We start from the raw sequence: 11,379 nt of genomic DNA, 5'->3' as shown, positions 1-11,379 counted from the left end.
CGCAAGCTCGTGGAGGGCGGGTCGCTCACCATCGTGGCGACGGCGCTCATCGAAACCAACTCGCGCATGGACGAGCTGATCTTCGAGGAGTTCAAGGGCACCGGCAACATGGAACTCGTGCTCGACCGCAAGCTCGCCGAAAAGCGGATCTTCCCGGCCATCGACATCAACAAGTCGGGGACGCGGCGCGAAGAGCTGCTCCTCTCGCAGAAGGAGCAGCAGCGCGTCTTCCTGTTGCGCACCTTTCTCGCCGACATGCCGAGCGACGAGGCCATGCTCTTCCTGCTCAAGCGCATGGAGCGGGCGCAGAACAATCAGGAGTTCTTCGAGCAGATGGCCGAAGCGTGACGGCGGCATCGGCAGCACGGCTGTTCGCGGTGGACTGGGGCGACAAACGCATTGGCCTCGCCATCAGTGATGAACTCGGCATGCTCGCGTCCCCTGTGGGTATCATCGCACGCCGTGCCGGAAAGCGGCCGCCCATCGCCGAGCTGATGCGTCAAGCGGAGGAACTCGGCGCGCAGGGGTACGTGTTCGGATTGCCGCTCGATCCCGGTGGCAACGAAACCGATCGCACCCGCGAAGTGCGCGATGTCGCCGCGAAACTCGTCGCGCGGCAGTCGCTCCCGGTGCGACTCGTCGACGAACGCTTCACCACCTCCGCTGCCCTGCGCAGCATCAAGGAGCAGGGTGGCAGCACCCGAGGCCGCAAGGGTGACGTGGACGCCATGGCCGCCTGTGTGCTGCTGGAAAGCGTGCTCCGCGCGGCGGCGCAGGGTGTGGCACTCGGTGAAGCGGTCCTTGGAGGCGCGGCGGAGATGAGGCACGGGGACGACGCGGATGGCCCGTAAGCGTTCCAAGCACTCGCGCTTCATCCGCCTCGGCGCCCTCGCGTTCTCGGTCGTGCTGCTGGCGTGGCTGTGGCGGGAGATCGGCGGCGGCAGTGGAGCATCGGGTGCAGCATCACGCGTGATCATCCCGAAAGGGGTGAGCCTTCGTGTCGCCGCCGATTCGTTAGCGGCGCACGAGGTCATCGGCTCCACACGACTGTTTCGATTGTTTGCGCGCCTCACCGGCGCCGAGACGGACATCAAGCCCGGTACCTACCAGTTCGTGGCGGGCGCCGGCTATCGCGATGTGCTCGATGCCCTCGTGACGGGCCGCGGTCTCATGACCACCGTGGTGATTCCCGAGGGCTTCGACGTACGGGACATCGCGCCGGTGCTGGCCAAGGCGCTGCGTGTGCCTGCGGACTCCGTGCGCGCCGCAGTGACCGATACCGCGTGGCAGCGCGAACTCGACATCCCGGTACCGAGTCTCGAGGGGTACCTCTTCCCGGCCACTTACACGTTTCCCGAAGGCACCAGTGCGCGTGACGCGGTGAACGCGATGGTGGAGCGGTTCCTCGACGTGTGGAAGCCCGAGTGGGATGCGCGCCTCAAGGCCATGAGCATCTCACGGCATGACGCGCTCACCATGGCGAGTATCGTGGAGAAGGAAGCGCGCAAGGCCGAAGAGCGCCCGCTCATCAGCGCGGTGTATTGGAACCGCGTGAAGAAGCGCATGCTGTTGCAGGCCGATCCCACGGTGCAGTACGCGCTACCCCAACATGTGGAGCGGGTCCTGTACAAGGATCTCGAGGTCGACTCGAAGTACAACACCTACAAATACCCGGGACTCCCGCCCGGTCCCATCGCGAGCCCCGGTGAGGCGAGTATCGCCGCGGCGCTGGCGCCGGCCGACGTGCCGTATCTGTTCTTCGTGGCACGCCCCGACGGTAGCCACGAGTTTACCGAAACATTCGGGCAGCACACCAAAGCCATCGCCAGAAGCAAGGCAGCGCGACGCGCGGTCAAGGCGGACGGCACGCGGTGAGCGATCGTCCGCGCATTTCCCTGATCGTGGCCACGTACAACTGGCCCCGGGCGCTCGCGCTGGTGCTCGACAGCGTGCGGAGACAGCGCATCCTGCCCGTCGAGGTGGTCATCGCCGACGACGGCTCACGAGACGAGACGCGCGCCCTCATCGATCAGACCCGCGCCACGTTCCCCGTGCCGCTCGTACATGTGTGGCACGAAGACACCGGCTTCCGTCTCGCGGCCATCCGCAACAAGGCTATCGCCGCGGCGCACGGGGAGTACGTGGTGCAGATCGACGGCGACATCGTGGTGCACCCCGCGTTCATCGAGGCCCACGCGCGCTTCGCGCGGCGCGGCTGCTGGGTACAGGGATCACGCGCCCTGGTCGAACGCCCCACGACCGAGCGCCTGCTCGCCGGCGAGCGCATCCGCCTGTGGCCGTTCACGCCGCATCTCAATATCCGACAGAACGCGCTGTACGCCCCGTGGCTCACACCATTGGTGAAGGGGCCCACGGACGGACTGAAGCGCATTCGCGGCGCGCACATGGCGTTCTGGCGCGACGATCTCGTGCGGGTGAATGGCTACGATGAGGCGATCGAAGGGTGGGGACGAGAGGACAGCGAACTCGCCACGCGCCTCATCAACGCCGGTGTCTCGCGACGCAACTTCAAGTTCTCGGCGGTGTGCTACCATCTGTGGCACAAGCAAGCCAGTTTCGATGCCGTGGACCGGAACCACGATGTGTTCATGCGCACCGTCCGGGAGCGCCGTACGCGCTGCGAGCGCGGTGTCGACCAGTATCTCTCTTCCGCGCAGCGTGTGGCCTGATGGTCACGGGTAGCGCGTGATCGTGCGAGGCCCAAGGTGAATCGTCCCGACCGTCGCTCGTCCGGCCGTCCGCGTTCGTCACGCGGTGGCTCCCCCGATTCCCGAGCCCGCACCGAGGTAGCGGTGGGCGGCGACGTGGCCGTGGTGAACCGCAAGGGAGCCCAGCGCCTGCGGCGCGGGCATCCGTGGGTGTTCCGCAGCGACGTTGAACGGCGACCCGCGCTTCCAGCCGGCGTGGTGCGGGTGGAAGAATCGAATGGCGCGCCGCTCGGGTGGGCTCTCTGGAGCCCACAGTCGGAGATTTCGCTTCGCCGTATCGAGGCCAATCCGGATCGGACCATCGACGAGGCGTGGTGGCACGACACATTGCGCACCGCGATCGCGCGCCGGGCGCCACTCGACGCTGAGGCGAATGCCTACCGTCTGGTGCACGGCGAAGGCGATGGCCTGCCGAGTCTCGTGGTGGACAAATACGGTGACTCGCTCGTGGTGCAGTTGCTCTCGGCGGGCCTGGACGCGTACACGGAGGTCATCGTGCGCTGCCTGCAGGAGCTCACGGGATGCACCGGCATTCTCGCTCGCAATGATCCGGCCGCTCGTGATCGTGAAGGACTGCCGCGCGAGGTGAAACTGCTCTACGGCGACGTCCCCAAGGTGGTGGAAGTCCTCGAGCACGGCGTGCGCTATCTCGCCGCCCCGTGGGATGGACAGAAGACCGGTGCGTTTCTGGATCAGCGTGAGAACCGCGTGCTTATCGGCCGCCTGGCTCGCGGCCGCGCCCTCGACTGTTTCGCCTATCACGGCAGCTTTGCGCTGCATCTGGCGAGGCAGGCCGACCACGTATGTGCCGTCGATGTCTCGGGGCCGGCGCTCGCCCGGGTGCACGAGCATGCCGCCCGCAACGGGCTGACGAATATCGAGCCGGTGGAGGGCGACGCGTTCGACGTGTTGCGCGCGTGGCACCGGGAGGGACGTCAGTTCGATACGATCGTGGTGGACCCGCCGGCGTTCGCGAAGACACGCGGCGCGCTCGACGGGGCGATGCGCGGGTACAAGGACATCAATCTGCAGGCGATGAAGCTGCTCGCGCCGGGCGGTGTGCTCTTCACGGCGAGTTGCAGCTTTCATTTATCGCGCGGGATGTTCTTCGACATGCTGAGCGAAGCGGTGGCAGACAGCGGGCGGCGCTTTGCGTTGCGCGCGATCACGGGCCAGCCGCTCGACCACCCCGAGCTCATCAATGTGCCGGAGACCGGGTACCTGAAGGGGGCGCTGCTCGAGGCGATGCACTGAGTCGGCGTCCGGTGGTGGCGATGTGGTGTCATCATGGCGGTGCGATCGATCACACGGCCCGGCCTTAACGTGGGCAGGGTATGCGACGTCCCAGGAGTGTCGCCATGCACCACGGGCACTCCCCCATCGTCCTGCCGTCCCCCATGCCGCTGCCCCTGCCGACGCTCGGCCATCTGGCCGTCGAAGCGACCCGCCTCGTGCACGAGCGGCGTGGCATCGGCCGTTACGTGCGGAGCATGCTACCGGAGTTCGCCGTGCAGCGCCCCGCGCTCCGCTTCACGCTGTTCGTGGCGCACCGGCGGGACATCGCTGCGCTACGCGAGGAACTGAGCCGCCTGCATCCGTCGCTCAACACCCGCACGTGGATCGAAACGGTGGATCGGCTGCCCCACACTGATGCCGGCGTGGCGTGGTACCCGTGGAACTTCATCTCGCCCCCAGCACACTCGGCTACCTGCATCGCGACGGTGCACGACATCGCCCCGATGCTGCAGCTCGATCATCGGTGGTGGAAGGTGCTCAAGCGGGCCAAATACCGGGCGCGTTACGGCCGAACGCTCGACCGCGCGCACGGAGTGCTCGCGATTTCGCACTTCACGCGCGAGGAGCTGCTCGACAAGACCGACGCGGACCCCACGCGTATCACAGTCACGCCGCTCGCCGCCGACGATCTGCCCATCGACGTGGCTGACGACGTCACGCCGCTGGAGGACGCGCGCGTGTCCGGACCGTTCTTTCTCACGGTGGGCGGGCAAGACGGGCGCAAGAATCTGACGACTGTGTACGCGGCCATGGATGCACTCTGGGCACGGGGCGTGCGCGTGCCGTTGGTGCAGTGCGGGCCATCGCTCGCGCGCGAGACGCGAGATCGTATCGGCCGGGCTCCCTGGCTTCGCCACGTCGGTTTCGTGAACGACGCGCAATTGGTCACCCTGTATCGCCGGTGCAGCGCACTGGTGTATCCGTCTCGATATGAAGGGTTCGGCTTGCCGGTGCTCGAGGCGATGCGCATGGGAGCGCCGGTGATCTGCTCGAGCGAGAGTTCGCTGCCCGAAGTGGCCGGCGCCGCAGCACAGTATGTCCGGTGGGACGACGCGGAAGAGATGAGCCGGACGATGGAGCGGATGGCGAGCGAGCCGGCGCTGCGCGCGGCCCTCGGTGCAGCGGGACGTCAGCGCGCCGCGCTGTTCTCATGGCGCAGCACGGCGGCGCAGACCCTCATGGTGTTCGAAGCGACGACAGGTGCGCGACGCGTGGTGGACGAGCCGCTGGCAACGCCACGCGTTGTGCCCGTCGGTTCACCTGAGCCGCTGACAGCGCCCGCAGTGATACGTGCTGCGACCGGCCTGCACGGTGCGCACGATGCGTGAACCACAGCGACGGCATGGATCCCCGTCCCTGCCGTACACGCGCCAGATGTCGCGCTCATTCACATCGTCGCGCGCGTAATAGCGACCGCTCGGCGCTGTCTCGAGCACGAGCCGCACGGCGTCGCGGAGTCGTACCACGCGTGCCTTCGACAGGCTGTTCGATGGCGTCGCGGGATGAATCTTCGCTTCCCAGCACGCTTCACTCGCATAGATGTTGCCGATACCGGCTACGAGTTTTTGGTCGAGTAACGTGGGCTTGATGGGGCCGCGCCTGTTGGCGAGCGCGTCCCGGAATCCATCGACGGTGAAGTCATCGGTGAGAGGTTCGGGCCCCGCCTCGATGGGCGCGAACGTGCCTGGTGCGTGCAGCGTGATGATGCCGAACGCGCGACTGTCGGCAAGGCTCACGCGCACGCCCTCCATTGTTTCGAAGCGCACCCGTTCGTATTTCGGCGGCGATTCATGCAGGGCGGTGAACTCCCAGTCGCCGGTCATGCGGAAATGCACTTCGAGGACGGCGCCGTTGGCGAGGTGCAGCAACTGCACTTTCGCCCGCCGCTCGATGCGCTCGATGCGCTGACCGGCGACGGCCTTCCACGCCTTGGGCGGAAAGTGGCGGCGCTGACTGGGGTGCAATGCTTCGGCGCGGGCGATCGTGTGCCCGAGCACGGCGGCCCTGAGGCGCTGCGCGGCGTGTTCGACTTCGGGGAGCTCCGGCATGCTGAGGGAACGGCGGAGGCGGATGGCGGGATCCCTCGCCGCGGGCCCGGGAGCAGCGGCGAAGGAGCGTACGGTCCTGGCTACCGGAAACGGAGGTGGTCCGACCGGACGGCGGCGCCCTTTCTCCCACCCTCATTTTCTCCCAACATCAGTTCCCCCTTTTCTCATTTTCTCCGGGTAGGAAGCGGGTCGAGCCGAGGTCGCGGCGCGGCCATGACTTGGCCAGAAAGAATTGCATGGCAGGCACTTACCCGTCCGTTAATCACAAAATTGCCTCTTGCGCGATCACAAAGACGTTGTAGGTTATCCACATTCCATCCACATCCGAGGGCTAGCGCTATCAGTTCTCCCCGGTCCCTCAAATACGAATACGAGCTCTACGTCGAGCGCGAGATCGAGGACTACAAGGACTCGGTGTCGCGCAGCGCGCTCCTGAAGATCGGCGACGAAGCCGTGGAATCGCTTCGCAAGGCCGACCAGATGGGGCTTACGGAGATTCTCGTATGGCAAGAGGTCGACCGGCTCATTGCGCTGCGCTTGCGGCTGCCCACGTACACCACGTGGAAGCGCCGGCGGTTGCGGATGCTCGAGGCGTATCGCAAGCCTGAGCATTGGGGGATCGACCCCGACGCCGTACTGGTTCGCGCACTGGGAGACTCGAGCGATCGCCACGTGTTGGTCGCGGGCGCCGAGCGGGAGGGGGCGGCGCTGTACCTCGCGGCGCGCGGAGCCGCTGTGACGGCCGTAGAACCCGCCGAAGACGCCGTAGAGCGCGTCGTGAAGGCAGCCCATGCCGCGGGCCTTACCGAGCGGGTACGAGGCTACTGCGCCGATCTGGGCGCCTGGGCGCCCGACGTGGCGCTACACGGCGTGGTGTGCTCGCCGAGTGCTTTCGCGGGGCTCACGGCCCAAGACCGGGCTCGGGTGATCGAGGTGCTGCAAAGTGCCACGGTGGACGGCGGCGTCCATCTGGTGGAGACGATTGCGGCTGGCGCCGACAGTTTGGCCGACGTGCTTCCACTCGAGGAGCTGGCGCACCGCTACCGTGGCTGGACGATCTCCGTCGAACGGAGTGCTGGCCGTCGCGAAACGTTCATGGCTCGCAAGGAAGCGGTCGCGTAACGGCCGGATGGCGGCGGGCAGGAAGGGCGCTCCGTTCGGGGCGCCCTTTTTCGTTCGGGGCAACCGTCTCGGCACCGCCTGCGCGGGCGGCATCACGGAAGCCTTCCGACACCCGACCGCTCGCGTATCACAATGACACACCAATCACGATTTGTGACGTGTCAGCTGGACACCAAACCCGTCCGCCAACGGCTGAGTTATCGACGCAAGATGTTTACAGGAAACAACTTGCACGAATCTCAAAAAGTGGCATCTGGTGTGCTACTGATTGGGGTGATGCCGTGAATGGCAGTGATACCAATACTTCCCTCGGGTGGAGGATCGCCCACTATGCGCCTCAAGAATCTGCTACCGTCATCCGAAAGCCAGGAACCCGTGGGCATCGTCATCGCCGATGGCGGACGTGGTGATTTGCCGACGCGATTTTCCGCGTTCGTCTGGGGCCCGGTTCCCGATGACGAGCCGGCGTTCGCGGCGGAGCCCCGTGTGCGGGTCGCGGCGCACGCCTGACCGGACGGGCCCCCTACGAAAAACGTGAAAGGCGTCGGCAGACAAGCCGACGCCTTTCGCGTGTATGGGTACAGCGGGACCGCCGAACGGCGTATTACGCCGCGGCCGGGGCCGGCGCCGGAGCAGCCTTCTTGGCGCGCTTGGCGGGCTTACGCGTCGCCTTCTTCGCACCCTTCTTGGCCGCCTTCTTCGCGCCCTTCTTCGCCGCCTTCTTCGCTACCTTCTTGGTCGCCTTCTTGGCGGCCTTCTTGACAACCTTCTTGGTGGCCTTCTTCGCAGCCTTCTTGGCGGCCTTCTTCGCCGGCTTGCGCACGGCCTTCTTCGCGGCCTTCTTGGCCGGCTTCTTCGCCGCCTTCTTGGCGGCCTTCTTGGCAGGAGCCATTTGAACAACCCTCTCACGAGAGATGGAAACGCTCACTTTCCCCCGGTGGAAAGGTGAGCACACACGGCGGGCGGCGCATGCACCGCGTCGTCGTGTGCTACGCGGCCTCCAGGAGGCACACGTAGCGGGGTGTCTGCCACGCCGCTGCCGCGGGCGTTGCAGAGCAGGCGAATCGTGTCACACGCCCGAGACGGGCCGGCAACACGCGAATCTTGTCGTGGGCAGACGTTGCCGTGAGTGTCACGGCCACGCCCTTTCGTATCCGCGACGCGGCCATGGGCGAGCGGCGGACGCGGCTACGCACGTCGAAGGCGGAGAGGATGCTCGAACGCACGGCGGCGCAAAAAGCGGCGACAGCGGAGCGAGCCGTCGTTCCGCGCACAGGCGCGAGCAACGACGGCGAAACGGAAGCCGACGCCAGACGGCGGTCAGCTTCGGACACTGGTGTCGCGAGCGCGACGTAGGACTGCGGGTGGAACTCGTGCCGTTTTATCGCCACGCGTTTCCGATGAGGACTGCGCGCCCCGATGCTGCGTGAACCGTGAAGCTCGGGGATTCCGGATGTGGATAGTGCGCGCAAGTCGTTGAATTAACGCGAATATACGCGTGGATAATTCAATCGCGCAATAGTGCGTATAAAGAACGCGCGCGACTACATAACCGGCGCAGAAGGCCGCCGCCGGTACGCCACCGGGACGCGGTGGCTTCCACGCCCTGCTCCGCGGTGCGATTTTTGTCGTTCCTCCCCATCGTACTCTCTCCGGACAGCAGGTCCGGATTCATCCTTGGAGCGTCATGAAAGCGTTGGTGAAGCAGACCGCCGGACGCGGCCTCACCCTCATGGAAGTCCCGGAGCCCACCATCCGCGACGACGAAGTGCTCATCCGCGTGCGCAGCGCCGGCGTCTGCGGCACCGATGTGCACATCTACGAGTGGGACGCGTGGGCGTCGGGGCGCTGCAAGCCGCCGTTCATCTGCGGCCATGAGTTCGCCGGTGATGTCGTCGCCGTCGGCCGGCTCGTCGAGAGCGTAACGGTCGGCGACCGCGTCACGGCCGAGGGACACATCGTCGACGACCGATCGCTCTTCAGTCGCACCGGCAACGCTCACGTGGACCCCTCCACCAAGATCATCGGCGTCGACCGCGATGGCTGTTTCGCCGAGTACATCGCCATGCCGGCCACCAACGTATGGCACCTCGACGACGCCATCAGCTACGACATCGGCGGTATCCACGACCCGATGGGGAACGCCTTTCACACGGCGCTCACCGCCGACATCCCCGGCAGCGTGGTCCTCATCACGGGGTGCGGCCCCATCGGGGCATTCGCGGTGGGGATTTGCAAGGCGGCGGGGGCGGCGCGCATCATCGCCACCGACGTGAACCCGAAGCGGCTCGCACTCGCACGCACCATGGGGGCCCACGAGGCGGTGCACCCCGATCAGGCGCACGCGGCGGTGATGGCGGCGAGCGACGGGCACGGGGCCGACGTCGTCCTCGAAATGAGCGGCGTCCCGAGTGCCGTGCATCAGGCGTTCGCGCTGGCGCGTCCGGCCGGTCGCGTGAACATGCTCGGCATCCCCAGCAAGACGATCGACATCGACTTCGCGACGGAGATCATCTTCAAGGGGCTCACTATCTACGGCGTCGTGGGTCGGCGCATGTACGACACCTGGCACCAGATGTCGCGCTTCGTGCGATCGGGCATGTTCGACCCCACGCCGGTCATCACCCACCGCCTGCCGCTCGAGGCGGTGGACGAGGCGATGCACCTCATCAAGTCGGGCGAGGCGGGCAAGATCATTTTCACCATCGGCTGAGTCACGATGTCGACTGAGAATTCTCCGGGCGGCGCGGCGCTCCGGGCCGAGTTGCAGGCCGAGCTGGATGCCCTGAAGGACGCCGGCACCTACAAGCGGCTCAACTACATCGAAGGGCCACAGGGCGCGCGCGTGCAGATGGAGGGGCGCGGTGAAGTCATCGTGCTCTCGTCCAACAATTATCTCGGTCTCGCCAACGAGCCCGCCGTCGTCCGCGCGGGCGTCGACGCCTTGCACAAATACGGCGCCGGCACGGCGAGCGTGCGCTTCATCTGCGGCACCTTTACGGTGCACCGCGAGTTGGAGGCGGCGCTCGCCCGCTTCGTCGGCACCGAGGCGAGCATGAGCTACGTGTCGGCGTGGAACGCCAACGAGGCGCTCACTCCGACCATCGTGCGCGAAGGGGACTTCGTCATCTCCGACGCGCTCAATCACGCCTCCATCATCGACTCGGTGCGCCTCGCCAAGGTGATCACCAAGTGCACGACAGCCGTGTACAAGCACGCCGATATGGACGACCTGCGCGAGAAGCTGCGCGCCAACCGGAGCGCCCCGCGCAAGATCATCTGGACCGACGGCGTCTTCTCTATGGAAGGCGCCATCGCGAAGCTGCCGGAGATCCTGCAGATCGCGCGCGACGAGGGCGCCGTCGTGGTCATGGACGACTCGCACGCCACCGGCGTCTTGGGCAAGACAGGGCGCGGCACCGCCGAGCACTTCGGCCTGGTCGGCGAGGTGGACATCATCACGAGCACGCTGGGCAAGGCGCTTGGTGGCGCCGCCGGCGGGTTCATCGCCGGCCCGGCGGCCCTGTGCGATATCATGACGCAGCGCTCGCGTCCGCAGCTGTTCTCGAATGCGCTGCCGCCCACCGTGGCCGCCAGCGCGCTCGCGGCCGTGGAGTACACGGAGGCGCACCCGGAACTGGTCACGCGGTTGCACGAGAATGCGCGCTACTTCCGTGCCGCTATTCAGGAGGCGGGGTTCACGCCGCTTCCCGGCGAAACGCCCATCGTCCCGATCATCGTGGGCGAGACCGCGCTCGCGATTCGCATGAGCGACCTGCTCCTCGAGCGCGGCGTGTTCGTGACCGGCTTCGGCTTCCCGGTGGTGCCCAAGGGCGAAGCGCGCGTGCGCTGTCAGGTCTCGGCGGCACACACGAAGGACGACCTGGACGCGGTAGTCGCGGCGTTCAAGTCGGCGGGGAAAGTGGCGGGGATACTCTAGGCGCGCGGGGCGTCGGGGGGCGTCACGACGCGCGATTAACTACGCGCGATCGACGACGCGTTGGCGCCAACGCGTTGGAACCTACGCGCTGGAACGAACGCGTTGGCACCTACGCGGAGTGGCGCGGGCGATGACGTGGGCACCAACGGGCGACCGCCTTGGCCTTTGGCCTAAGGCGGTCGCTGCGTTTTTGCTGGCGTTTTTGCTGGCGTTTTTGCCAGTGTTTTTGCCAGCGTTTTTGCCA

At 66.4% G+C, this 11,379-nt stretch carries 12 protein-coding genes and 1 pseudogene; 10 read left to right on the top strand and 3 right to left on the bottom strand.

The annotated features are described in order from the left end of the window. The 6 genes and pseudogenes from rho to ACIQ6O_RS07290 all read left to right on the top strand — a co-directional run. A pseudogene (gene rho, locus ACIQ6O_RS07315) lies at positions 1–348 on the top strand (transcription termination factor Rho); the annotation flags it as partial. Beyond that, positions 345–851 (top strand): Holliday junction resolvase RuvX, encoded by a 507-nt coding sequence (ruvX, locus tag ACIQ6O_RS07310; protein WP_396207119.1) that lies wholly within the window; start codon positions 345–347, stop codon positions 849–851. The pseudogene rho and the gene ruvX, both read left to right, overlap by 4 nt. Further along, on the top strand, positions 841–1,875 hold the full coding sequence (gene mltG / locus ACIQ6O_RS07305) for an endolytic transglycosylase MltG (RefSeq protein ID WP_396207118.1): 1,035 nt from the start codon (positions 841–843) through the stop codon (positions 1,873–1,875). Before ruvX ends, mltG begins: the two co-directional genes overlap by 11 nt. Then, a complete protein-coding gene (locus ACIQ6O_RS07300) occupies positions 1,872–2,690 on the top strand; it encodes a glycosyltransferase family 2 protein (RefSeq protein ID WP_396207117.1) in 819 nt (272 codons plus the stop codon). Before mltG ends, ACIQ6O_RS07300 begins: the two co-directional genes overlap by 4 nt. A gap of 36 nt (positions 2,691–2,726) precedes the next feature. Further along, entirely contained in the window at positions 2,727–3,983 is a 1,257-nt protein-coding gene (locus ACIQ6O_RS07295; RefSeq protein ID WP_396207116.1) for a class I SAM-dependent rRNA methyltransferase, read from the top strand. A gap of 104 nt (positions 3,984–4,087) precedes the next feature. Continuing rightward, positions 4,088–5,353 carry a glycosyltransferase family 4 protein gene (locus ACIQ6O_RS07290; RefSeq protein WP_396207115.1) on the top strand — a complete coding sequence of 422 codons (1,266 nt, stop codon included), beginning with the start codon at positions 4,088–4,090 and terminating at the stop codon, positions 5,351–5,353. Here the strand turns inward: ACIQ6O_RS07290 and mutM are convergent. After that, positions 5,282–6,073, bottom strand: a complete 792-nt coding sequence (gene mutM / locus ACIQ6O_RS07285; RefSeq protein WP_396207114.1) for a bifunctional DNA-formamidopyrimidine glycosylase/DNA-(apurinic or apyrimidinic site) lyase — start codon at positions 6,071–6,073, stop codon at positions 5,282–5,284. The two genes, ACIQ6O_RS07290 and mutM, sit on opposite strands and share 72 nt — an antisense overlap. A 414-nt stretch (positions 6,074–6,487) precedes the next feature. Here mutM and ACIQ6O_RS07280 point away from each other — a divergent pair, with 414 nt between their 5' ends. Together ACIQ6O_RS07280 and ACIQ6O_RS07275 are read left to right on the top strand one after the other, a co-directional pair. Continuing rightward, positions 6,488–7,195 (top strand): SAM-dependent methyltransferase, encoded by a 708-nt coding sequence (locus tag ACIQ6O_RS07280; RefSeq protein ID WP_396207113.1) that lies wholly within the window; start codon positions 6,488–6,490, stop codon positions 7,193–7,195. A gap of 330 nt (positions 7,196–7,525) precedes the next feature. Then, the gene (locus ACIQ6O_RS07275) at positions 7,526–7,705 is read left to right on the top strand and encodes a hypothetical protein (protein WP_396207112.1); all 180 of its coding nucleotides are present in this window, start codon (positions 7,526–7,528) and stop codon (positions 7,703–7,705) included. A 94-nt stretch (positions 7,706–7,799) separates the two neighbouring features. On the opposite strand, the gene ACIQ6O_RS07270 is transcribed toward ACIQ6O_RS07275, so the two are convergent. Continuing rightward, positions 7,800–8,087, bottom strand: coding sequence for a hypothetical protein (locus ACIQ6O_RS07270; protein WP_396207111.1), 288 nt, complete (start codon positions 8,085–8,087; stop codon positions 7,800–7,802). Between the two features lie 97 nt (positions 8,088–8,184). Beyond that, the gene (locus ACIQ6O_RS07265) at positions 8,185–8,421 is read right to left on the bottom strand and encodes a hypothetical protein (RefSeq protein ID WP_396207110.1); all 237 of its coding nucleotides are present in this window, start codon (positions 8,419–8,421) and stop codon (positions 8,185–8,187) included. A 461-nt stretch (positions 8,422–8,882) separates the two neighbouring features. Between ACIQ6O_RS07265 and tdh the strand changes: the two genes are divergently transcribed. Both tdh and ACIQ6O_RS07255 read left to right on the top strand, forming a co-directional pair. Continuing rightward, entirely contained in the window at positions 8,883–9,908 is a 1,026-nt protein-coding gene (gene tdh / locus ACIQ6O_RS07260) for an L-threonine 3-dehydrogenase (RefSeq protein WP_396207109.1), read from the top strand. Between the two features lie 6 nt (positions 9,909–9,914). Next, positions 9,915–11,135, top strand: a complete 1,221-nt coding sequence (locus ACIQ6O_RS07255; RefSeq protein WP_396207108.1) for a glycine C-acetyltransferase — start codon at positions 9,915–9,917, stop codon at positions 11,133–11,135. The last annotated feature ends 244 nt before the right edge of the window (positions 11,136–11,379 follow it).

Origin of the sequence: Gemmatimonas sp., assembly GCF_044345575.1 — a bacterium.
In the GTDB taxonomy this organism is placed as follows: Bacteria; Gemmatimonadota; Gemmatimonadetes; order Gemmatimonadales; family Gemmatimonadaceae; genus Gemmatimonas.
This window is presented reverse-complemented; position numbering and strand designations above follow the sequence as displayed.

What these genes read in the sequence shown, in the direction of transcription:
- mltG (WP_396207118.1), top strand. Translation starts at nt 841, where the DNA reads ATGGCCCGTAAGCGTTCCAAGCACTCGCGCTTCATCCGCCTCGGCGCC.
- ACIQ6O_RS07290 (WP_396207115.1), top strand. Translation starts at nt 4,088, where the DNA reads ATGCACCACGGGCACTCCCCCATCGTCCTGCCGTCCCCCATGCCGCTG.
- mutM (WP_396207114.1), bottom strand. Translation starts at nt 6,073, where the DNA reads ATGCCGGAGCTCCCCGAAGTCGAACACGCCGCGCAGCGCCTCAGGGCC.
- ACIQ6O_RS07275 (WP_396207112.1), top strand. Translation starts at nt 7,526, where the DNA reads ATGCGCCTCAAGAATCTGCTACCGTCATCCGAAAGCCAGGAACCCGTG.
- ACIQ6O_RS07270 (WP_396207111.1), bottom strand. Translation starts at nt 8,087, where the DNA reads ATGGCTCCTGCCAAGAAGGCCGCCAAGAAGGCGGCGAAGAAGCCGGCC.
- tdh (WP_396207109.1), top strand. Translation starts at nt 8,883, where the DNA reads ATGAAAGCGTTGGTGAAGCAGACCGCCGGACGCGGCCTCACCCTCATG.
- ACIQ6O_RS07255 (WP_396207108.1), top strand. Translation starts at nt 9,915, where the DNA reads ATGTCGACTGAGAATTCTCCGGGCGGCGCGGCGCTCCGGGCCGAGTTG.